Source organism: Mycobacterium sp. SM3041 (assembly GCF_039668335.1).
GTDB lineage: Bacteria > Actinomycetota > Actinomycetes > Mycobacteriales > Mycobacteriaceae > Mycobacterium.
The window spans coordinates 56841-77473 of sequence record NZ_JAYXBQ010000038.1 but is presented as its reverse complement, the minus strand read 5'-3'; the positions used below and the strand labels follow the sequence as shown (position 1 = coordinate 77473).

20 protein-coding genes and 2 pseudogenes are annotated in these 20633 nt (G+C 64.1%); 8 read left to right on the top strand and 14 right to left on the bottom strand.

Going from position 1 to position 20633, the window contains the following annotated elements; all coding sequences use genetic code 11:
- Positions 1-248: 248 nt before the first annotated feature.
- Both VXD91_RS10865 and VXD91_RS10860 read left to right on the top strand, forming a co-directional pair.
- A complete protein-coding gene (locus VXD91_RS10865) occupies positions 249-548 on the top strand; it encodes a transposase (RefSeq protein WP_318985652.1) in 300 nt (99 codons plus the stop codon).
- A gap of 91 nt (positions 549-639) precedes the next feature.
- A complete protein-coding gene (locus tag VXD91_RS10860; protein ID WP_346415398.1) occupies positions 640-1005 on the top strand; it encodes an IS3 family transposase in 366 nt (121 codons plus the stop codon).
- Here VXD91_RS10860 and VXD91_RS10855 read toward each other — a convergent pair.
- From VXD91_RS10855 to VXD91_RS10840, 4 genes and pseudogenes are all read right to left on the bottom strand, one after another.
- A pseudogene (locus tag VXD91_RS10855) lies at positions 950-1699 on the bottom strand (IS3 family transposase); the annotation flags it as partial. The gene VXD91_RS10860 and the pseudogene VXD91_RS10855 sit on opposite strands and share 56 nt — an antisense overlap.
- A gap of 256 nt (positions 1700-1955) precedes the next feature.
- A complete protein-coding gene (locus VXD91_RS10850) occupies positions 1956-2957 on the bottom strand; it encodes a hypothetical protein (RefSeq protein WP_346415397.1) in 1002 nt (333 codons plus the stop codon).
- Positions 2950-3369, bottom strand: coding sequence for a helix-turn-helix transcriptional regulator (locus VXD91_RS10845; RefSeq protein ID WP_318985650.1), 420 nt, complete (start codon positions 3367-3369; stop codon positions 2950-2952). Before VXD91_RS10845 ends, VXD91_RS10850 begins: the two co-directional genes overlap by 8 nt.
- Positions 3335-3859, bottom strand: a complete 525-nt coding sequence (locus VXD91_RS10840; RefSeq protein ID WP_318985649.1) for a hypothetical protein — start codon at positions 3857-3859, stop codon at positions 3335-3337. The genes VXD91_RS10845 and VXD91_RS10840 overlap by 35 nt, the downstream gene beginning before the upstream one ends.
- A gap of 275 nt (positions 3860-4134) precedes the next feature.
- Between VXD91_RS10840 and VXD91_RS10835 the strand changes: the two genes are divergently transcribed.
- Together VXD91_RS10835 and VXD91_RS10830 are read left to right on the top strand one after the other, a co-directional pair.
- A complete protein-coding gene (locus VXD91_RS10835; RefSeq protein WP_346415396.1) occupies positions 4135-6483 on the top strand; it encodes an AAA family ATPase in 2349 nt (782 codons plus the stop codon).
- Positions 6480-6824 carry a hypothetical protein gene (locus tag VXD91_RS10830; RefSeq protein ID WP_318985647.1) on the top strand — a complete coding sequence of 115 codons (345 nt, stop codon included), beginning with the start codon at positions 6480-6482 and terminating at the stop codon, positions 6822-6824. The genes VXD91_RS10835 and VXD91_RS10830 overlap by 4 nt, the downstream gene beginning before the upstream one ends.
- Here the strand turns inward: VXD91_RS10830 and VXD91_RS10825 are convergent.
- Positions 6775-7880: pseudogene (locus tag VXD91_RS10825) on the bottom strand (HNH endonuclease). The gene VXD91_RS10830 and the pseudogene VXD91_RS10825 overlap by 50 nt on opposite strands.
- A 138-nt stretch (positions 7881-8018) precedes the next feature.
- Here VXD91_RS10825 and VXD91_RS10820 point away from each other — a divergent pair.
- From VXD91_RS10820 to VXD91_RS10810, 3 genes are all read left to right on the top strand, one after another.
- Entirely contained in the window at positions 8019-8378 is a 360-nt protein-coding gene (locus VXD91_RS10820) for a DUF732 domain-containing protein (RefSeq protein WP_318985646.1), read from the top strand.
- Between the two features lie 111 nt (positions 8379-8489).
- On the top strand, positions 8490-9083 hold the full coding sequence (locus VXD91_RS10815; RefSeq protein WP_318985645.1) for a DUF2510 domain-containing protein: 594 nt from the start codon (positions 8490-8492) through the stop codon (positions 9081-9083).
- Between the two features lie 59 nt (positions 9084-9142).
- Complete coding sequence (locus VXD91_RS10810) at positions 9143-10117, top strand: metallophosphoesterase (protein WP_318985644.1); 975 nt, start codon at positions 9143-9145, stop codon at positions 10115-10117.
- Positions 10118-10142: 25 nt separating this feature from the next.
- On the opposite strand, the gene VXD91_RS10805 is transcribed toward VXD91_RS10810, so the two are convergent.
- The 9 genes from VXD91_RS10805 to VXD91_RS10765 form a co-directional block, all read right to left on the bottom strand.
- Positions 10143-12074, bottom strand: coding sequence for an SEC-C domain-containing protein (locus VXD91_RS10805; RefSeq protein WP_318985643.1), 1932 nt, complete (start codon positions 12072-12074; stop codon positions 10143-10145).
- Between the two features lie 173 nt (positions 12075-12247).
- Entirely contained in the window at positions 12248-12946 is a 699-nt protein-coding gene (locus VXD91_RS10800) for an SDR family oxidoreductase (protein WP_318985642.1), read from the bottom strand.
- 223 nt (positions 12947-13169) lie between these two features.
- Positions 13170-14024 carry a hypothetical protein gene (locus tag VXD91_RS10795; RefSeq protein ID WP_318985641.1) on the bottom strand — a complete coding sequence of 285 codons (855 nt, stop codon included), beginning with the start codon at positions 14022-14024 and terminating at the stop codon, positions 13170-13172.
- Positions 14025-14109: 85 nt separating this feature from the next.
- Positions 14110-14373, bottom strand: a complete 264-nt coding sequence (locus VXD91_RS10790) for a hypothetical protein (protein ID WP_318985640.1) — start codon at positions 14371-14373, stop codon at positions 14110-14112.
- A 614-nt stretch (positions 14374-14987) separates the two neighbouring features.
- Positions 14988-15815, bottom strand: coding sequence for a hypothetical protein (locus VXD91_RS10785; RefSeq protein WP_318985639.1), 828 nt, complete (start codon positions 15813-15815; stop codon positions 14988-14990).
- Positions 15808-16221, bottom strand: a complete 414-nt coding sequence (locus tag VXD91_RS10780) for a hypothetical protein (protein ID WP_318985638.1) — start codon at positions 16219-16221, stop codon at positions 15808-15810. Before VXD91_RS10780 ends, VXD91_RS10785 begins: the two co-directional genes overlap by 8 nt.
- On the bottom strand, positions 16221-18800 hold the full coding sequence (locus VXD91_RS10775) for a hypothetical protein (RefSeq protein ID WP_318985637.1): 2580 nt from the start codon (positions 18798-18800) through the stop codon (positions 16221-16223). The genes VXD91_RS10780 and VXD91_RS10775 overlap by 1 nt, the downstream gene beginning before the upstream one ends.
- 3 nt (positions 18801-18803) lie before the next feature.
- Positions 18804-19091, bottom strand: a complete 288-nt coding sequence (locus tag VXD91_RS10770; RefSeq protein WP_318985636.1) for a WXG100 family type VII secretion target — start codon at positions 19089-19091, stop codon at positions 18804-18806.
- A complete protein-coding gene (locus VXD91_RS10765) occupies positions 19091-19393 on the bottom strand; it encodes a WXG100 family type VII secretion target (RefSeq protein WP_318985635.1) in 303 nt (100 codons plus the stop codon). The genes VXD91_RS10770 and VXD91_RS10765 overlap by 1 nt, the downstream gene beginning before the upstream one ends.
- A gap of 274 nt (positions 19394-19667) precedes the next feature.
- Between VXD91_RS10765 and VXD91_RS10760 the strand changes: the two genes are divergently transcribed.
- Positions 19668-20624 carry a mechanosensitive ion channel domain-containing protein gene (locus VXD91_RS10760; RefSeq protein ID WP_212812429.1) on the top strand — a complete coding sequence of 319 codons (957 nt, stop codon included), beginning with the start codon at positions 19668-19670 and terminating at the stop codon, positions 20622-20624.
- Positions 20625-20633 lie beyond the last annotated feature (9 nt).

The following is a 20633-nucleotide window of genomic DNA, read 5'->3' as shown; positions in this document are numbered from 1 at the left end:
GACATGGTGTGGCGAGAATCGGCAATGTGCGTCGTTCGGACTACAGCGTCTCGTTGGACCGGCCTTCGCGGTCAAGGCCGGTGAGCTTGTCGGTGCCCGGCAGTAAAATCTTGGTAGCGGTACACCGGGGTTTGGTCAGACAGCAGCCAATCTACTTCAAAAGTCCGCAGTTATTGCGGACTGGGGTTGACCCCTGATGGTGGACACCTAACTGGCGGGACTGCTGGTCCCACGGGGAGGATGTCCGTATGTCGGGCAAGCGTAAGAAGTACACCCCGGAGTTTCGGGGGCAGGCTGCCCGCCTGGTGATCGAGACGGGTCGGCCGATTGCACATGTGGCTGTTGAGATCGGTGTCGGTGAACAACTTCTGGGCCGTTGGGTGCGCCTGGCTCAGCAACGCGCCGGGGGCACCGATACTGACGCGGTGCTCGATGCTGATGAGCGTGCCGAACTTGAACGGCTACGCAAAGAAAACGCTGAATTGCGTTTGGATCGTGAGTTTTTAAAGAAAGCTGCGGCCTTCTTCGCCTCTGAACAGAACCGGTAGAGGCCTACCAGGTTATTGCCGCGGAGAAGGCCAACTTCAGCATCGTGCGGATGTGCCGGCTACTGGAGGTGTCCCGGTCGGGATTCTACAAATGGCGCAGCAACGCGGTCGCTGGGCCGAGGGCAGCTGCGGTGCGCCGTGTGCCGGTCTGGATGCTGCGGTTGCGGCCGCTCACGAGGCCTCTGGCGGGGTGTACGGGGCACCGCGGATTCTGGCTGACCTCCGCGAGAAAGGCCGCACGGTGTCACGTAAGACCGTGGCTGCTTCACTGGCGCGCCAGGGGCTGGCCGGGATCAGCCCACGGTCGTTCGCGCCACCGACAACGGTGGTTGACCTGGACGCGCCACCGATCCCGGACCTGGTCAAACGACGGTTCGATGCCGGGGAGCTCAACCGGGTGTGGACCAGTCCGCCACGAGCAGCCGGTTGGGGGCGGGCACCCGGAACTGGCGTCTGACCAGATCCGCGGCACGCGCCGCGGCCGGATCCGCGACCGTAGTGCGCACTTTCTTGCGGCGGGTCACCCCCCTGCCATCCGTTCGCCCGCATGAGGCGCTCGACGGTGCAGCGGGCCACGCTGATGCCCTGACGTTGCAGATGAGCCCACATCTTGACCGCGCCGTACAGTGACTCCGGCTTGCGTCGGCCGTGCTCGTCGGGCTCGTAGTAGCCGGCCAGCACCTCGGTGATGACGGTGTCCCACAAGGCCCGCGCCGACGGGGGTCGGGTCAGCCAGGCGTAGAAGGTTCTCGGGGCAATCTGGCAGCCGTGCTCGGTGAGCACGCGGCAGATCGGAGCGACCCCGAACCGAGCACGATGCTCGGCAATGAACGCGCAGATTACCGGTGTCGCGGGTCGCTCTCCCGCGCGAAGAAACTTGTTGCGGCCTTGAGGATTTCGATGGTTTCCTCTAGCTCACGGTTCTTACGCTTGAGGTCGCGCAACTCACGTGCGGTGTCGGTCGGGACTCCGTCCCGGACCCCGGTGTCGACCTCGGTCTGGTTGACCCAGCGGCGCAGCGTCTCGATGGACACTCCCAACCGCTTGGCCACCGCAGTGATGCAGGCCGTGCGGGTGTCGTACTCATCGGCATGGTCGGCGACCAACCGCACCGCCCGGGCCTTGAACTGCTCGTCGTACTTCTTCGGCATGATGCGAACAACCTTCCCTCGAAAGAAGGTGTGCACCAAACTCGGGGCGGTTCACAGGAAGGTCGCCCCGGTGCGCGGCTGGTCATAGTCGCCGGCCAACCTGATGAGCTTCTTGCGAACAGGTTCAGACTCGGGCAGGGAAGTTACGGTGTCCCTACCCGGTGGTTGCCGTACAAAGAGTCGCTCGAACTATTTGAGCCCAGGTGACGGGTGGAAGGTCATTGGCCTGCTCACCGTTTGAGTTGGAGGTGGATCGCTAACTCGCGTGGTGCCATGTGGCGTTCACGTGCGCCCAGCTATCTCGCACCCGTATTGCGGCAGCTAGGAATGCGGCTGGAACATGCTGTGCACCAGCGGCTTCGGCGCTAGCACTATCGTCCGCGGACTTCCTTGCGAACGTGATCGCATCGCTCAGACTCTCGATCGCCTCGTGTAGCGCGACAACCGCGTGTTCCGCTTCGATTTCTGCAACAGCTCGGTCGATTTCAGTCAATGCGGCGTCGGTGGCCGCGTCTCCCTCGCTCGCGCGCAGTGCCTCGATGGATTGGCGGGCCGACTCTTCGCCCTGTTGACCTACCATCCACTTCCATGTCATTTCATCGGGCGGGGGCAGCTTAGCCAAGTTGTCGAGCAGCTCGTCCAGTTCAGGCGTCTCGCCCTCCCCGCCCACTCGAGTAATGAATCCCGTTTCGCGGTCGAGGAAAAACTCGGCCAACTGTACTTGGCTGCCGTCGTCGCTGGTCTCCGACATCGTCCCGCGCATGTAGAAGTCTGAGGGTGGCTCTTCGACGATTGGCTCCTCGTCGGGCCTGAGCACCACGTCGCCCACACGAAGCAGCGGCAGCGGCGGCGCTGGTACTGATATCTGGGATGCGAGTGAGGCCACCGCAGCGCGGACGTAGGGAAACACCACCAACGCTCCGACTTGCTCGACGAACTCTCGGACAATCTCCGGCTTGTTGCGCGACACCGGCGCCGGCACAGCGAAGACGGCCTCACAATCGACAACGAAACTGCCGTAGGCGTTGCACGTTTCAACTCGGCCCCCCACTGCGAGGCTATCGTCCTCAACGCGAGTGCGAAAACTCACTTCAGCTTCGCACTCGGGATCGCCGGGCGCATGCAACTCCTCCGAACGCAAGGTCAGCTCGCGCGCCGTCGCTTCGGTGACGCGGCCAGCAACGAGTTCGTGGTAAACGACCTCGCGAAGGTCTGCGAGTTCGATGAGCTGCGCCGTGGTCTCGATTTCGTCACCCATTCGACGTCCTCACTCGAGAGCGCTTCTTCTGCAGGCGGGCGACGTAGCGTTTCTCGTCGACGGCCTGTCGCGATTCTGGCTCCATTCGGCGACGACGCGACGCCCGGGGCAGGGCGGGCTGGCCTGGGTCTACCGGTGTCGCCGAGAGCCGGGTCTCGTAACCAAGCGCACGGAGGTAGCGCGCCAGCGCTGCAATCCGCACATTTCCGTCGCCGTTCAGTACCTGCGATACACGGCCCTGCGTCACACCGAGCTTCTCCGCGAGAGTTTTCTGATCGAAGTCGGACGCATCAAGTGCCTGATGCAGAAGTCGCATGGCCTGACCGGCGAGGTCGGCGGCCGCCAGGCCCTGAGCGCCGCTGTCGGTTGCCGCTTCCTCATCGATCAGCGTCGGATCGGTTGGGTCGGTCATGAGCGAGGTCCTCCTCTCTGACTTTCTCGGATTCTGAAAGATCTTGTGGCAGGGTCTTCTGGCTGACTTTGGTAAATGCGTGGCCGACGCGGATCAGCGGATCGAAGTACGGGATCTGCCAGAACTCGCTGTCGGGTGCGTCCGCATCCTTGTATTCGCGTATCGGTAGCTTGGCCGTGTAGTCACCACGCCCGTCGGTGTCGAAGAAGGTGAGGCGTTTGTCGCCGTGGCGGAACTCCCACACGCCGTTGTCGAGCGCTTTGACGGCGTCCCGGTAGACCGGCTCGCCGGTGTTTGCCCAGTGTCGCACCGCATTGAGAAACCAGTGATAGTCGCCGATCTGCTCATCCAATGGTTCCGTGCCCTCAGCCCGGTCCCACGCGCCGCTCTTCAGGGCGTCAAGGAACTCGCCGGCCGGTGAGCGTCCGTCCTCGCGAACCGCGCAGTCGACCTGATGCATCTGGCCTTTCACGATGGACCGCCTGTTCATAACCCCTCCCTCACTTTAGCGAATGCTAAACTGCTCGCGCAAGCTCCTGTGTGATGGGCGTGCATACCTGGAACTTGCGCTGCCACCGATGGGCGTCATCGTGCCACGGTGCACCGACATCCGACTGGCTGCTGCCTGCATGCCGGGGACGCAACGAAATCGCGGGTTCTCCACAGGCTGTCAGTGCCCCGTAGTTCAATCACCCCGTGGAGCAAGAATCACACGACGATCCGGCGCGCAGTGAGGAATCGGTTCAGGAAGTCATCATCCATCTGTTGGCGGAAGACAAGAAGCTCGACGAAGCAGCCAAGGGTGTCGTCCTCGCCGCGCTTGCCGAAGTCGGTGATGGAGACCGCGAGAACTCCGACACAGACTGGTCGCCAACCTTTCTAGCCAGCATCAAGGTGTCTGGCTTCCGCGGTATCGGATCGACGGCGAAACTCGATCTGCACCCGGCTCCGGGCCTGACGGTGGTGAGCGGCCGCAACGGCTCCGGCAAGTCGAGCTTCGCCGAAGCGTTGGAACTGGCCCTGACAGGGACGAGCTATCGGTGGAAAGAGAAGCAGGCGCTGTGGGCTGAGTCGTGGCGAAACCTGCACAAGCCCAACCCCACCGCTGTGCGCATCGGATTCACGCGCGAAGGTAGCGGGCCGGTGGAGATCGGCGTCGACTGGCCGGACGAAGCCACCCTGGCCGACTGCGCGATGTGGACGCAGGCTCCAGGTCAGGAGCGGGTTCCGGGCATTGACTCGCTCGGGTGGGCGCATCCGCTTGATTTGTGCCGGCCGGTGTTGTCCTACGAGGAACTGGGGCAGCTGTTCGACGGCGGACCATCGAAACTATATGACGCGCTAGCGAAGCTGTTGGGTCTCGAGGTATTGGCAGAGGTCGAGAAGAAACTGGCCGCCGATCTCAAAGACACCAAGTCGGCTCGCGACACCGCTGACGCAGCGCGCAGACGGGCGCTGGTGGTCCTGGCCGATTCTGACGACGATCGAGCCCCAGGCTTGGCGACGCTGCTCAACAAGCGCGTCCGCCCGATCGATGAGATCTTGGCCATCGTCACTGGGTCGGGAACGTCCGAGCAGAGCGTCATTCACGCGCTGCGCGCGTTGACTCAGCTCGAAGTCGTTTCGGTGGAGGATATCTCGACGTGTGCCGCGCGCTTGCGGGCCGCGAGTGCGGCAAGCGAAGCCGCCGGCGCGGGGGTGATCGCTGCTGCAGACAAGCGAGTTTCGGTCTTGAAGGCTGCGTTGGACTTCCACCACGAGACCGGCGACGGCGACTGCCCGGTGTGCGGCGTCGGACAGCTGGATGCAGCATGGGCGCAGACCGCTCTGTCGGCCATCTCCGATGACGAGGCCGCGCTCGCTGAATATCGCGCGGCAACAACGGAGCTCAAGGCAGCGACGACGGCTGCGGCGGAGCTGAGTTCGCGGTTCCGGCCGGCGCAGGCAGTCCCGGGCGTCGACCTCTCAGCGATGGAGGCGTTCAACACCGCTGTTGCCGCTGCGGGCCAGCTGCCCGTGGGTGACGCGGCACTTGCGGACCACCTGGAATCCAAGCTGGTCGATGTGGTCGGCGCCGCGGAACTGCTGCGGGCTCAGGCCGAGCAGCAGTTGGTCGAGCGTGAGGATGCCTGGGCGCCGTTGGCCGCGCAAGTCGCGGCGTGGATTCCATTGGAGCAGAAGGCCTGCGAGCTCGATGGTGTGCTCAAGGCGACGACGGCAGCCAAGAAATGGGTCACCGACAACGGCACCGCATTTCGCAATATGCGGCTGAAACCGATTGCCGAGCAGGCTCGACATATATGGAGTCTGCTGCGGCAGGAAAGCAACGTCGAACTCGGCGACATCACGCTTGCCGGCACCGCGACCAAACGCCGAGTGATGCTTGGCGGTTCGGTGGACGGCAAGCCGACGCAGGCGTTGTCGGTGATGAGCCAGGGGGAGCAGAACGCCATTGCCCTGGCGCTGTTCCTGCCGCGAGCGACTTCGGGGAAGAGTCCCTTCCGTTTCATCGTGCTCGATGACCCGATCCAAGCCATGGACCCCGCCAAGATCGATGGATTCGTTCGGGTGATGGTGGAGATCGCCACGACCCATCAGGTGGTGGTGTTCTCACACGACGACCGGTTGGCCTCGGTGATCCGCGAGACTGGTGTGGATGCTCGCCTTGTGGAGGTGGTGCGCTCGACCGAGTCGCAGGTCAAGACACGAACGAACATGAGCCCGGCGAGGCGGTTGGTCGATGATGCGTTGGCAGTGGTCCGGGACAAGGATGTACCTGATGACGTCCAAAGGCGTGTGGCACCCAGCCTCTTCCGGATGGCGCTCGAAGAAGCGGCCAAGCAATCGTATTTCGCTCGGCAGTCACGGGCGGGGCGTTCGCGGGTTGAATCCGAGGACAACTGGCAGTCGGCCAAGAAGACACGGAACCGAATGGCATTGGCAGTATTAGGGGACTCGAAGGCTGATCTCACTGATTGGGTTGAGGCCAAGCCCTACCGGCTGCGAGCCCTCAACATCGGTAATGCCGGCATGCATGGAGCTGGTCATGTGATTTCGAAGGAAGACGCGAGCGACCTGGATCGGGCCGTCAACGACCTACTGGCCCTGCAATGAGCGCCGTTGATCTGCTGGCCCACGCGCAGCAGATCCTGACCAAGCCACGCGCCGACGGCCTGGCGCCACGGATGGCGGCATTCCTGGCGCGTCAGGCATTGGAGGAGATCATCGTTGCGCGGTGCGAAAGCCTGGGCGCTGCAGTGCCATGGGCGAACGCTCGAAGCCGGCTTATCGTGCTGCGGGCGCTGGACACTGCCGATGCCGCCGACTCAGCTTCCCGCGCCTGGAGTGGCTTGAGCAGTGCCTGCCACGTCCACGCGTTCGAGTTGCAGCCGTCAGCCTCGGAGGTCAGGCACCTGTGCGCGGTGGTGGCGTCGCTGTTGCCGGCATCGCCGTGATCCAGCCGGGCGCGAAGCCGATGTCGAACCGCGTGCTCGACTTATAGCCTGACCACGTCGCAATGCCCGGTGGCTGGCCGCGGTAGATCCCACGGGCCGCGGCGACAACCCGGTTGTACTCAGTGGGCCAACGGATTTCGTCGGCGATCTGCTCCAGTGTCTGCTGGTCGCGCGTCAGCACTCGGTCCACGATGCGAACTGCCGGCAGCGCATGGCGCTTGTCAGAGTTGCAGCGCGTGCACGCCAGGACCAGGTTGGCCAGACCGTCGATGCCGACCAGCGACCACGGCAGCACATGGTCGATCGGGTTGTCCGCAGGCAGGTGGGTCTTGCAGTAGAAGCAGTGCGGGCCGAAGGCCTCTTTGAACGGTCCTCGTACCGCGGCCAGCGCGGTGCGGTCGCGACCGAACAGATGCCGGCAATGTCGGGAACGTCGGCGCTGAGGAACTTGTTGAGGCGGCGCACATCATCGACCCACATGATCTCCAGGGCGGGTTTGAGCAGCCCGGCCAGTCGCGCGAGGCCCGTGGCGACGCCGGGCATCAGCACGATCGCGTCATTGTGGTCGCGGAGAGTCCGGCGTGACACGTTCGAGTGCAGGAAACTGTCGTCGTAGAGGAAGGGCTCGCTGGCCTCGGAGCCGGGCAGTCGCTGAAGGCGGTAGAGCGGTTGCTGCGCGAGACACAGGCCAATCTCGTCGATGCTCGACCGGTAAACGTCGGGTGCCATGGTCATTGCCACGCTGAGGGACGATGCGCCCGAGGCAGCGCGTAATGCTCTGACAGCGCGAGGAATTCGCTCGCGTTCGCCACTCGACTGCCGCAGCAGCTGGCCCTCGAATGGCCGGACTTGTCGCCAGTACAACTCCATCAAGCGGTGCGCGCGATCGGGGATCGGCACCACGAGCGGTTCCGTCGGATGCTCCGGAAGGTTCTCGATGCAGTGGTCGATGAGGGCCATGAGGGTGGCGAGCTTGTATGTGGCAACCCGTACGCCGGTCTCCAGGATCGCTACCACGCGCTGCCCCAGCAGCAGGGGATCGATGGCGTCCGGCACCTGATCTTGGTACCACGTCGCCCCGCCGTCAGGTGCCAGATCGTCCCCCTCGCGCAGCCAACCGAACTTGTCGGTGGGCTCTGTCAATCTGTAGGGCTCGCGGGAAGCGGGCGTTCCTCGAGAAGGACGGAGACCCCGATGACCACTTATCTCAACCGCGTACATGTGCTTCTGGCTGTCGGCGCGATGGCGCTGATCGGGCTCTTTGTCGCGGCACCCGCACAGGCCGATCAGTACGACTTCGTTTCGAACCTCGACAACAACGGCGTCTACTACTCGTCGATCTCCGGCGTCATCGACGCGGGCAAGATGACCTGCCGGCTGTTGCGTTCCGGCGCCGGCGTGCCCGGCGCTCTTGGCTTCCTGAGCAAGGTGGGATACGCGCGCTATGAGTCGGCCACCATCGTCGTCGCGGCGGTCGACAATATGTGCCCTGATGCTCAGCCGGTGATCGACGCGTTCCTGAATGCGCCGAAGGGTGCTGGCGTCCAAACGTGACCGTGGCCCCTGGCGCCGCAGGAGCTCAATTTGTCAGTCCCCCATGACATTCTGATCGGCTCGGCTGAGGGCAGGACGCCCCACTGCCGCCGAAGAAAACAGGAGCGAACAATGACCAGACCTTCAACACCCGCACCCGGTTGGTACCCGGACCCGAGCGGTCAGCCCGGCCAGCGCTACCACGACGGCCGGCGCTGGACCACCCACTTCGTACCGACCCCGCCGACTGCACCGGCACCTGCGCAGGCGGTCGCGGTGGCGGTATCCACCGGCGGCGGCACCAGCCACGCCCTGCACCTGGTGCTGACGTTGTTGACCTGCGGGCTCTGGCTCCCGATCTGGATCCTTGCGGCCATCTTTGGTGGTGGCGGGTCCTCCGCGGTGGCAGTCGCCGGCAATGGTGGCCTCGTACGCACGACCAACCGCCGACCGCTGGCCGTCGGCGTGGTCTTCGTTGGCTTGTTCTTGCTGGGGACCGTGAGTAAACATCCCTGGCTGATCGGCGTCTTCATCGTGATCGGCCTGCTGGCAGGCCTCGTGGCCTGGGCTGTCAAAGCCGCGCAACGGCGAGACGAGCAGCTGCGCCACGAGCAGTTCCAGCGGGACATGTTGGCTGACCGCGCCGATTACGAGGATCGGCTTTACCAGCAGGGCGACCCGCGCGGAATGCACGGACGGTACATGCCTCCTCCGGATCCGCTATGAGACAGGGCTTCCGAACCACATGGCCGTGCCAACACCCGCACTTGCAGGAACGTGAAGCCATGAAGTGCGATGATCAGCCCGTGACCGGTTACGACGTCATCGGCGACATCCACGGCTGCGCCGACCCGCTGGAATCCCTGCTGGACGCGATAGGATACCAGCATGCCAACGGCGCGTACCGACACCCGAGCCGGCAGGCTGTGTTCGTCGGCGACCTGATCGACCGCGGCCCGCAACAGCTGCGCGTGTTGGAGCTCGTCAAGGCCATGGTCGATGCCGGCAGTGCGCAGATCGTCCTGGGCAACCATGAGTTCAACGCCGTCTGCTACGGCATTCGCGGCGCCAACGGTGAGCATCTGCGTCGGCACTCGGACAAGAACAATCGGCAGCATCAGGCATTCCTCGAACAGCTGAGTGTCGATCAGCAGCAGTACTACCTGGACTGGTTCCGCACCATCCCCTTGTGGCTGGACCTGGGCGGGCTGCGGGTCGTGCACGCGTGCTGGCACGAGCCATCGATGAAAGTTGTTGAGGGGGAGCTGGGTTCGAACGTATTCGGCTCCGATCACCAGTTCGCCAACGCGTCGACCGAAGGCCACCCGTTGTACGAGGCCGTGGAAACGCTCATCAAGGGACCAGAGCTGAGCCTGACCGACCACGGCCAGCTGCCCTATCTGGACAAGGATGGGCACCAGCGCAGCAGCTCGCGGCTGCGGTGGTGGAGCACCGGCTCGACATTGCGTGAACTCGCCGAGATGACAAGCACTTTCACCACGCCGGACGGATCACCGTACCCGGAGCTGCCGTCGACGACCGTCGGGAACGATGACCACGTGTACCGCGGCGATGTGCCGGTGGTGTACGGCCACTACTGGCGGACCGGAATCCCTGAGCACGGCCTCGACTGGACTGATCGCACCGCGTGCGTGGATTTCAGCGCCGTGAAGGGCGGAGCGTTGACGGCCTACCGGTGGTCGGGGGAATCGACTGTGCGGGTGGAAAATTACATCCAAGGCTCGATGCGCGAAATGTGAGCACGTCAGTCAGACCTGCCACAGATCACATGGCGGGCGGACTGAAGAACTCCACCACGTCCAGTGCCGACGGCTCGGCGTCAAGCAACTCGATCAGATCGTCGACGTCGTCTGGGTTGACCACGACCAAGGCGCCGACGAACTGCAAGCCGGCGCCCACGGGCAGGGCCCGGGCACAGACCACCTGGCCCGGTTTCAGCGTCCCGCCCACTACGTCGCTCAGCAGCGTCAACGTCTCATCGAGGAGCACGTCGCGCACCGTCACAGTGTCGTCGACGCGCAGGATCTCATATACCGATCGCTCTTGTTCCGCCCACACGCGGAGCAGCTCCAACTCGTCCGTGGGGAGGAGCGCACCTCGCTGTTCGAGGAATTCGGCGAACCCACCGCCTTCGACCAGCACGCTGTCGATCACCAGTGGGTCCTCCAGGAGGCGGAGCATCGTTTCTTCGTCGCGCGCCGCTCGTGCCCGCGTCACGCGTACGTCGGTCAACAGCTCGTCCCAGTCGCTGTGCATCACCTGCTGAACAGCCTTGGTGTACAACCAATCTGAGCGTTCGAGAAGGGTCGCCTGCTCATGACCCAGGTGGCACTTCTTGTACTTTCGGCCCGAGCCGCACCAGCACGGCTCATTACGACCGATGTCGCTGCGCGGTGTGGCCACGTACCGCTGAAACAGCTGCACCATGTGGTCGTCCGGTTCGGCACCGGCGCGGCGCAGCAGGGACAAACCGCGTTCGGCGTCCCCGCGGTCGGATGCGAATCGTGCCAGATCGTAGAGCGCCAGTTCGCAATTCGGATCGGACGATTCGATGGCCAACAGCTCGCGCTCTGCCTCGGTGACGTCGCCGAGACGCTCGAGCGCTGCGGCTTGTAGCCACCAACAGTTGGACTGGGCGCTGCGAGGGATGTGCCGGCGTATCGTTTCGGCGAGCACGCCCAGCGCGGCGGCACCGCTGCGCCCGGTTGCCGTCGCCTGCTCGAACAGCGCTTCGGCCACCACGGGGTCGGAGAGCTTCGCACCGAATTCTGCGTAAGTGCCGGCGACTTCCTCTGAAATTTCGGGTGTCTCATCGTCGGAGAGCAGTTCGTCGTCGATGTCGGGCTGCTCGATCATCTGTTGGATGACCCGGTGCATCTGCAACAGCGAGGCGACGGCAATGGCATCGGCGGTGGAGAGATCGTAGTCGTCGGCGAGCTCCCGGCATTCGGACTCGAAATTCCAAGCGACGAAGTCGAATCCGGCCGATGCGACGAGGTGTTCATCGCGGGCCAGACCCTGCTCGTCGATGATTTCACTGAGCGGGGCGGCCGGTGTGGTGAACAACGTCGGATCTTGACTGCACACCGCCCACATCACGGATTCGAGTTCGCGTGGGTCGTTGGGTTCCAGGATCCCTGCCATCAACGCGCCTGCATTCGACGGCGTCACCGCATCGACCTTCTCGACCACCAGGCCCTGTGCGGTCGCCCGGACACCGACCAAATCGCCTGCCGCCACCCCGAGGTCGCGCAATGTGCCGGGTGGCAGCATCAGCGCACTGAACTGTTCGCCGTCGTAGTCATACGCAAACCGCGCCTGCTCGAACAGATCGTCGCGGGTGTACGTGAGCCGGGGCGCCGTCAGGTCGATTGGCGTGCCGTCGAAGCGCTCACGGGCGAGCGGAGCCACCGGCTCCAGATCGGGAGTGACCGTCAGCACGTCGTCGGCGACCTCGACGGCGCTGACCCGGTGGGTGAACACCTTGCCGGCCAGCAGCGCCGGCAACCAGACCACGCGCTCGTCGGGCAAGAAGCCCATCGGCCAGTCAATTTGACGGTCGAACTCGTCGAAGACCGCCTCCGCGTCCTTGGTGCCGTTGGCCCGCAACTTCTGCAGCACGTCGTCGTCGCTGAGCGGTCCGTACTCGGTCAGCAGCTTGATCACCGGGTGCGCCAGGTCGATCGGTCGCGACATACCCCAAACCCTACTGGCGGTGCCGCCAACCAACCGACGTTGGCCGCCGGTCGATTGGGCGGTGCCCGACTCCAGTCCGATCAACTCTCACCTCGGGATACTGCCCGGTGCGTGAGCGCCGGTGGTTCCGGTTGCTTCCGCAACTAGGACGTCTGCACGCCACAGCCCTTTCGCTACGACCGGGTGAAGGCCAAGTTTTCGACCGGCCCGGACAGCGCCGCCTTGACCTGAACTGAGAGATCGTCGACCAGCACCTCGGCGGCGCCGGCTTCCACTCCGTCGATGATGCGTCGGGCGACCTCCGCCGGAGCGAGCTTGGGTGCGTTGATGCCGTCGGTCATATCGGTGTCGATGTACCCGACATGCACGCCCACCACTTGGGTGTGCTGCGGCCGCAGTTCCTGACGCAGCGAGTTGGTGATCGACCAGATCGCGGCCTTTGATGCACCGTAGGCGCCGGCACCGCCGAGCCACGACAACACCGAGTGCACATTGACCAGGGCACCCCCACCATTGGCCCCGAGGATCGGTGCAAAGGCTCGCGTCACCCGAAGCGGCCCGAAGACGTTGGTGTCGAAGGTGTCCGTGATGTCATCCCAGCTGCCGGTCAGCAGATCATCCAGGTGCGAAACCCCGGCGTTGTTGATGACGATGTCGACGTCACTGGCGATATCCGCCAGTGCTGCAACCGAATCCGCCGAACCGACCTCAAGGCCATACGCGACCACCTCGAGGCGCTCGTCGTCGAAGGCCGTTCGTGCGGTCGAGTAGACCTTACGGGCGCCCCGGGCCAGCACCTCGTCGACCAGGGCTGCGCCCAGGCCTCGTCTGCCACCCGTTACCAAAACCACCTTGCCTGCTACATCGGTCATGTCCCATCCCTTTCCATCTGACTAATGATCTCGTTACTGAGATAGAACCACCAAAGCTGATTTATGTGACCGGTAGTCAGGTGTGGGGTTTCTGACATGCAATCGCGGAATAATCGCTTGAGCGGCGCGCGGGCGGTTGCGAGTCGTCGGGCTGGTGCTCGTGCGCCCTGCTCCTCCGATGAGGCTTGCCGCTACGCGGACATTTCGACTGGATCGTTGAGGACTACCGCACCTGGTAGGTGTAGTAGTTGCCTATGCACGTGAGGTCCGTGGCGGACAGTTCAGGGTGCCGCTTGTGCATGACTGACTCGATGAAATCGCCGGCTTCCTTGAGGGACCCGGCTTCCTTGAGGGACAAGGAATTCCAGTCCACCTCGATGTTCATTGCCTCGTCGAGAAGCGCGCGCACTGAGTTCCTGGTCGCAGTCGCTGCCGCTCCGTAGAGCGCATCGAACGGCCTGTCGTTGTCGCCGGGGTAGTGCTTGAGATACAGGGTGACTGCATCATTGATATCTGCGTCACGGGCCAGCTTTGTCTGGATGGCGCCAAGCGTGGCGTGCGCAGCGCGATGCACATACTCGTCGTCATATGCCTCGCCGTGGACGTACCACTGCCAACTGCCCACGTAGGTCAGCTCGTCATCATGAATGCCGGGAAACCCTATTTGGAGGATTTCGCTCGAGGCCAGAATGGGAGCGGGAGGGTCGGATAGACCTCTGAGAACTTCGAGCACGACCTTCGCTGAGTTTCCGACGTACCGCGGTCTGTCCTCGCCATGCAGACCGACCATGACAGTGGACGCGCGCTCGTCTTGCCCATTTGCCGCAACCCAAACCCCGCCGCTTGGCAGACCGATCACAACCGCAGTATCCGTTGCGACGACCGACACATCGAGTTGTAGGAGCCCTGCGGCAAGGGTTGCGATCTCGTCGTGAGGGAATGACCACAGCGAATGCGACGGTTCGCAGCCACCGATGGCCCACTTGCGCGAGTAGGGGACCGTCAACCCGTATCCGACACGCATACAGTGGCGCAACGCGGTGGCTACGTCGTCCGGTGTGGTCAGTTCTGCGGTCATCGTTCTCCTTCGTCGACAAGTGGCTTCGGCTCGGAGGACGGCCGCCGATTGGATCAACGACGCCCATGCCGTCAGTTGGGCAGCTTCACCCAGGCGTGCCTCGGTTGGTGCCGGGCTTTTGGATCAAGAGATCATCATGTTCGTGGCGCTGGCATTCCGCGACAAAGTTGATAGCCGCGCTCTCGTCGGACGGGAAGACAGCAGCCTGTTGGGGCGAAATTGCGTAGTACTCTTCATAATCCACCAAGCCGTTGCTGACCGGTATCGAGACGTAGTGTCTTTCCGATTCGGACTCGATGCCGATTGAGTACCGATGCTCTCTGGAGAAGTACACATCGGTGAATTTCACGCCAGCCTCCGAACTCGAACTACCTCGCCTGCCGCTAGTCAGCCAAACACGCGGAAAAGGGGCTCTCCGGTCTCATTGGTGAACGACCGCATGATCTCTGTTGGCGCCACCTGCAAATACCTCGAGAGCGGAACGAGATCACTCGCAGCTGAAATCTTGCCGCCGCTGGCGACCGCCACCTCAGTGCCATTGGGATCGATAAGCACGCACCGATCGAAGCCGTCAGTCTGCCGCGGCGTGATTCCATACCCGGTTGCAAGTTGCTCTGTTTGATATCGGCGTATCTAATAGTGGCATACCGTGATTGGACCTCACCGTACCGCCGAACCACCCGAAAAAGAACCTCTCGACCACATCGATCGTCCTACCGGCGAAGTAGAAGTATTCCGGTTGGAGACGGTCGGAGCAGGTGACATTGATCCAGCCGTTGGTTGCTTTCCTGATGAACAAACGAATCTCACCGAGCTGATTCCAGAAAACGTCTGTAAGCCCGTCTTCTGCGTCAACGGTTAGGGAGTAGCCGGCGAGTGTCGCCCAATCCGCGAGTTCTCGCGAAACAATCATCGCTTGCTCTAGTCCTCCGCTCCGACGGCCGATTGTTGGTCCGACCGTAGTCAGGCCTCGCCAGAAGTGCTCGGAACCCACTGGTTCTCCACACCCTGCACGTTTGTCAGTCGACTGGCATCCACCACCGCCTCGAACACCCCGGCCTCAACCAGTCCGGCGCCGACTCGCTGGGCATCGGCCGGGTCATCACTGAGCAGCAGCACCTCGGCGGTTTCACCGGCGCGGCGCAGTATGCGCACGGGTACACCGTCGACCTGTGCGGTGTAAACCCGTTCGAACACTTCGCATTCCGACAACGGCACGGTGGCGGACCACGCTCCGGGACGAACTTGGTCGAAACCCGCTGGGCCATTCTCGGTAAGCGCGGTCAACAACACGGTCTCCGCACGGACGTCGGCGAAGAACTCTCGACCCTGCCATCGCGCCAGCGTGCCCACTACCGGGCTCGGCGGCCGCCAGCGCTTGGCGCCTACCCAGCCACGGCCTGCTCCCGCGTAGTGCGAAAGGCACTTCTGCTCACCGTCGGAACGGATCCGCCAGTACTCAGCACCGTACGAGAACCGGGTGCGGCTCATACGCCAGACCGGCGCTAGCGAGCCGCCGACAAGAAAACCCTGAGGGAAGTCGCGCCAAGGCAGCTCCGAGTCACTCGGCTTGGTGAACGTCGCCAGTCGCGGTTGCTCAAATCGGACCACATCGGCGAAATCGGGAGCAGCGTCGATGCCATACGCCGCCAACAGTTCTGCCGGCGTCCTGAGACCGACTACCGCCGATGCCTCGGTGACATACCCGCCCACTTGGTCGAGTCCGTTCCCCACGATGGCGCTTGCCATAGGCGTGGCCAGGAGTTTCTGCAGCACCAGCTGCTCAGGCACGACGTGTCTCCTCTACCCGAATGTCCTGCAACCGGTCAGGATCGACCAGCCCGGTCCATCCCGTGTGCTGGTCGCCGTCGAGTCCCATTTCGCGGGCGATCTGCGGCGGGCCAATGAACTCGATCCCGATCCTGCCGTCCCGCAGCCGGCGCCTGAGGTACACGGTGTGTCCCGCGAGGGTTGCGCTGACACTGACCTGAATGACGCCATCGAGAGCCGACCTGGGGATCTTGGCCCACGGGTCGTAGTGGCCCGGTTCGGCGGGTGCTTCACCGCGTGCGAACGCGTCCGGTAGCTCGACGCCGGGCCCTACGTTCAATGCGACCCAGTCGGTACCGCTGAACAAGATTCGAAAGCGCTGCCCGTGGTACTCCGCCACAGCGCCGGTCACCGGTATCTCAGCCATCAGTTCCCCTGCGGGATCCATTCTTTGTCCTTGAGCACGGCCACCAGACGCTGGGTTCCGTCATCGAGGACCTCCCACATCTCGGCGCCGTCTCGCATCGTCACATTCTTGGCGTAATACTCAGGAATGACATCGTCACCGGACTTGGTAAACCCGTTGCCGGTGAATGGATCATCCCACCCGTCGTAGGCGTTAGTGCCGCCCATGTCGGTATTGCGGGGCACTTCGTAGGAACCGGGGGCGTCCGGGTCCGCTTGGAACCGGATGATGTGCGTCCCCGGATCCTCCGGGGTGTACGGAGAGTCGGTGTAGTCCAAACGCAAGCCGTCGTGGATTTGTTGGGGCGTCCCGAGATGAGCCGTATCGTCGGCCATCGACACCGAACCACCCACTTGGTCGACGTTGAGCCAGGGTTGGTTCCCCATGATGTAGTCATCCGCACGGCTCGGGACAAAGCCTTTCGCGTCATCGAAATATCCCGGCGGAATCACCTTCTGCATCACCGTGTCGTCGGTCGGTTGGGGCAGAGCGTCGCGCACGTCGTTGACCAGATCCCGCTCGGCCGGAGTGAGTGCATCGGTAGGCGTGTTGATCAGGTCGACCATGTCGCTCTTGCTGACGCCGTGGTCAGCCATCGCATCGAGCACCCGCTGGTTGTCGCCAAGCTGCTCCGGCGCGAATGACGTTGTGTGCGAACTGTCGTCCATCATCGAGTAGACACGTCCGTCGCCCGGATCGACGTGACCGCCGGGGACGTGGGGCGTGGCGTCATTCGGACCGGAGAAATGGGTTGTGTCGCCGGGCGCATGGACCGGCCCGGCTGGTTCGTGCGTAACGGGCGCCGGCTCGTGGGTCGAGGGGGCGGGGGAGTGCTCGGACGGTCCCGCGGGCGGTTCGTGCGATGCTGAACTGCTTGGTGCAGTGTGTGTTTCGGCTTCGGGAGCGCCCGAGTGCGGCTCGGTCGTGTGCGGAGCCGGAGATTCGGCGTGTGGCGCGGGCGCAGGTTCCGGCTTTGGTGCGGGAACTGCTTCGGGCTTGGGTGCCGGAACCTCGACAGGTGCCTTGCCTGCCGCACTCGTTCCAGGCGCGGCTTCCGGAACGCCGACCTTGTCGAGATTGCTGCTGATCTTCCCGGCTTGGCCGGCGACTTCCTCGGCAGCGCTGGCCGCACCAACCTTCGACGCGGCCGTACCGGCATCGCGCGCAACCGTCCCGCCGGCCCGAGCCTCTGCCGCACCGACGCGCGCTGCGCCACCGGCAGCGTCGGCCGCGGGTGCCGCTTCGCCGGCGCCGGGCAGGAAGAACGTCGCGACTTGTGCTGTGTCGTAACCCAGTCCACGGAAGGGGTGGCCGTTCTTGAAGTCGTCGTAGTCGATCATCGACTTGCCGAGAGTCGTCAAGTCCTTCCGAATGCCAGGGTCCGACAACGCCAACGGCGCGGTCAGTGGATTCGCCACCAGCGCGACCTCACCGAGTGCCTTGCCGGTGCCCTCCCAGGCCTTGGCCGCCCCCTCGGGGTCGTAGAGGAAGCGGGTCGGATCAAGCTGCTCGAGCCCGTTGGCCGTCTGCGCGACGAACTTGAACGCGCCCTCGTCGAAGTCGACTATCGCATTGAACGTCGAACCCAGCGCTCCGCCGACCTCTTGACCGAACACCGCGACGAACTCCTTGTCCGCCCACTTCTCGAGCTTGTCCGTCAACGCGTCGAGGTCCTGCATGCCTTGGGTGAACATCTGCTGCGTCGCATCGGCTTCGCGCTTGATGTTGCCCAGAACCGCCTTGATGTCGTCGGCGATCTGCTTGATCTTGTCGAGGGGATTGTGGCCCTCGAACATGCCGCCGATCGTGCTGAGGATGCCGCTCGGACTCAACTGATGAAGCAGGTCGCGGATCTTGTTCTGTGTGTTCTCGACAGTGGTTGCAAACGAATCGATCTGGCCGGCCAGCTTCTGTGCCTGCGTGTTGATGTCGGTGAGGCCGCCACTGATGTCGTTGGCGGCCTTCTGCATCTGCGGCGCATCGGGAATCTGGAATCCGCCCAACGTCGTTCCCGCAGCAGTCATCGGACCCGACCCGCCACTCATCGACGCACCGAAGGTGCGCCAGGCGGCCGCGGTCGCACGCATCTGTGCGGGATCGCCGTCGGGCCACAAGTCGCCGACGAACGCTTCGACCAGACTCCATCCCAGCGGCTCGGCGATATCGCCGCCGAACACCGACGGCGCACTGGGCGTCGGATACTTCGGGGGTTCAGTGGGTTTGGTGACCGGCGACTCGCCGCCGCCGACAGTGGAGTGCGCGTTGGCGGTGCCGTAGTTGAACGCCGACATCTGGATGCCGAAGCCGGTCCGGTGCGACGCGTTGACGGCCGACGCAGCCGACTGCAGCAACGAGTTGGCGGCGTTCATATAACTGCGGGAGAAGACCAATGCGGCCGCATCGTGGCCGAAGCCGGCTTCGTGGCCGGACAGCGCGCCAGAGAGCGTCGTGACCGCGCCGGAGATGCTGTTCGCCTCAGCGCCGACCGACGCCCCCGCTGAATTGAGCGCGGTCGGATCGACCGTGATCGGGCCGGTCACAGCTCAGGACCACATCTGGTGGTTCTTGCTCGCAGCGGACGAGTAGTTCTCGTGAGCGCCCTCAGCGATCTGGCGGAGCCGGGCCAGCGCCTCCCGCATCTCCCGGGCACCTTCGTTCCACTGCGCCTGAGCCGACCGTTCGGCGTCCCCGGCGTCGCCGTACCAGCTGGAACCCAGCCGGGTGACCGAACCGGCCGCCTGCGCCAGATGCGCTTCGAGGTCGCTGTCGAACGCCGTCATCCGGTCGATGACGGCCGCCAGTGCCGCGGGGTTGACGCTGAACTCGCTCATCAGAGGCCCGATCCTGCGATGTGGGCGCCGCCCTCGGCATCGGTGCTCGTGTACTTGGCCGCCGCCTCGTTGAGCAGCGCCGACATCCGGCTCAGGCCGGCCGACACCTGGGCCGCGCCTTCGTGCCATTCCTTCCACACGTCCGCGTATGCCGAGGCCGCAGAGCCAGTCCAGCCCGTGCCCATCAGGCCGGACACCTTGTTGTCCAGGGACGTGATGCCGGTGCGGAGCCCGTCCGCGACGGTGGACAGTTCGTGTGACACCGCGACCAACTCAGACGGTTCGACCTGTAACTCGGCCATGCGATACCCCCAACGCGATTGGCTGACGAATGGAGCTTACCGAGGGTGCCAGGGGGTCGCCGACGCGAATTTCCTTGCCGCTCACAGGTTTTAGACAGGTTCCTGCCAGATTGCTGGCAGGAACGTGCCTCGAAGGGCAGCGCGCCTGTGACCCAGGCCACGACCAGCCTCACCCTCCGGCCGGATCTCACCGCGCCCCAACCCCGCTGGTCCCGGCTGCAGCCGGGAATCGCCGTGGCCAGGGGCTTCGACGCCCTCTCGTAGGGTCGAACACGTGCATGTCTACCAACTGGCTTTCGAATGGACCGAAACGAACCGACACTGGCTGCTCGAGGTGCCGATCCGGATCGCGGCCTACGGCGTCATCGCCCTGATCGCGCGGTTGGCCCTGCACCGGGTGATCGACCGCGCCACGACCGGGCGCGCCGGCAAGACCATGGCCGTCGACGAGGAATCGCAGGCCAACCGGCCGCCGCTGTTGCGCTACCTGCGAGACCGGGCGGCCTCGTCGAACGCCCGCAAAGCTGCCGAGCGGCGTCGCCAGCGCGCACAGACCATCGGCTCGGTGCTGAAGTCGACGGTGTCGATCCTCCTGCTCCTGTGGCTGGTGCTCGCGATCCTCAGCGTGCTGGGCGTCAACATCGCGCCGTTCATCGCCTCGGCCGGCGTGGTCGGCCTCGCGATCGGCTTCGGCGCGCAGAACCTGGTCCGCGACTTCGTCAGCGGCATCTTCATGCTGCTAGAGGATCAGTACGGTGTCGGCGACAATGTCGACCTCGGTGACGTGACGGGCGAGGTGCAGAGCGTCGGCCTGCGCATCACCACACTGCGTGGCGGCGACGGCACCCTCTGGTACGTCCGCAACGGTGAGATCAAGCGCGTCGGCAACATGAGCCAGGACTACGCCGTTGCGAACGTTGAGGTTCCGGTCGCCTTGACCGCCGACCTCGACCGCGCCGAGCTGGTGGCCATCGAAGCGGCGGAGGACGCGATCATCGATCCGGCGATCGCTGCCGATGTGTTGGGTGATCCGGAAATGCTTGGCGTGCAGGAGCTCTCGCCTGATCTGCTCACCTTGCGGATGTCGGTGAAAACTCGGCCGAACATGCAGGGCGCGGTGCAGCGCCGGATCCGCCGCGCGATTCTGCGCGCCTACGACGAACACGACATCGCTCTGCCGTACCCGCAGGGGCGGATTCACGCGGTGGTGGGCGGTCGGGCCGCGGAGTAGGGCCCTGGG

Excerpts from the sequence above, each read along its gene's own strand:
- VXD91_RS10865 (WP_318985652.1), top strand. The coding sequence starts at position 249 with ATGTCGGGCAAGCGTAAGAAGTACACCCCGGAGTTTCGGGGGCAGGCT.
- VXD91_RS10860 (WP_346415398.1), top strand. The coding sequence starts at position 640 with ATGGCGCAGCAACGCGGTCGCTGGGCCGAGGGCAGCTGCGGTGCGCCG.
- VXD91_RS10850 (WP_346415397.1), bottom strand. The coding sequence starts at position 2,957 with ATGGGTGACGAAATCGAGACCACGGCGCAGCTCATCGAACTCGCAGAC.
- VXD91_RS10845 (WP_318985650.1), bottom strand. The coding sequence starts at position 3,369 with ATGACCGACCCAACCGATCCGACGCTGATCGATGAGGAAGCGGCAACC.
- VXD91_RS10840 (WP_318985649.1), bottom strand. The coding sequence starts at position 3,859 with ATGAACAGGCGGTCCATCGTGAAAGGCCAGATGCATCAGGTCGACTGC.
- VXD91_RS10830 (WP_318985647.1), top strand. The coding sequence starts at position 6,480 with ATGAGCGCCGTTGATCTGCTGGCCCACGCGCAGCAGATCCTGACCAAG.
- VXD91_RS10820 (WP_318985646.1), top strand. The coding sequence starts at position 8,019 with ATGACCACTTATCTCAACCGCGTACATGTGCTTCTGGCTGTCGGCGCG.
- VXD91_RS10815 (WP_318985645.1), top strand. The coding sequence starts at position 8,490 with ATGACCAGACCTTCAACACCCGCACCCGGTTGGTACCCGGACCCGAGC.
- VXD91_RS10810 (WP_318985644.1), top strand. The coding sequence starts at position 9,143 with ATGAAGTGCGATGATCAGCCCGTGACCGGTTACGACGTCATCGGCGAC.
- VXD91_RS10805 (WP_318985643.1), bottom strand. The coding sequence starts at position 12,074 with ATGTCGCGACCGATCGACCTGGCGCACCCGGTGATCAAGCTGCTGACC.
- VXD91_RS10800 (WP_318985642.1), bottom strand. The coding sequence starts at position 12,946 with ATGACCGATGTAGCAGGCAAGGTGGTTTTGGTAACGGGTGGCAGACGA.
- VXD91_RS10795 (WP_318985641.1), bottom strand. The coding sequence starts at position 14,024 with ATGACCGCAGAACTGACCACACCGGACGACGTAGCCACCGCGTTGCGC.
- VXD91_RS10780 (WP_318985638.1), bottom strand. The coding sequence starts at position 16,221 with ATGGCTGAGATACCGGTGACCGGCGCTGTGGCGGAGTACCACGGGCAG.
- VXD91_RS10770 (WP_318985636.1), bottom strand. The coding sequence starts at position 19,091 with ATGAGCGAGTTCAGCGTCAACCCCGCGGCACTGGCGGCCGTCATCGAC.
- VXD91_RS10765 (WP_318985635.1), bottom strand. The coding sequence starts at position 19,393 with ATGGCCGAGTTACAGGTCGAACCGTCTGAGTTGGTCGCGGTGTCACAC.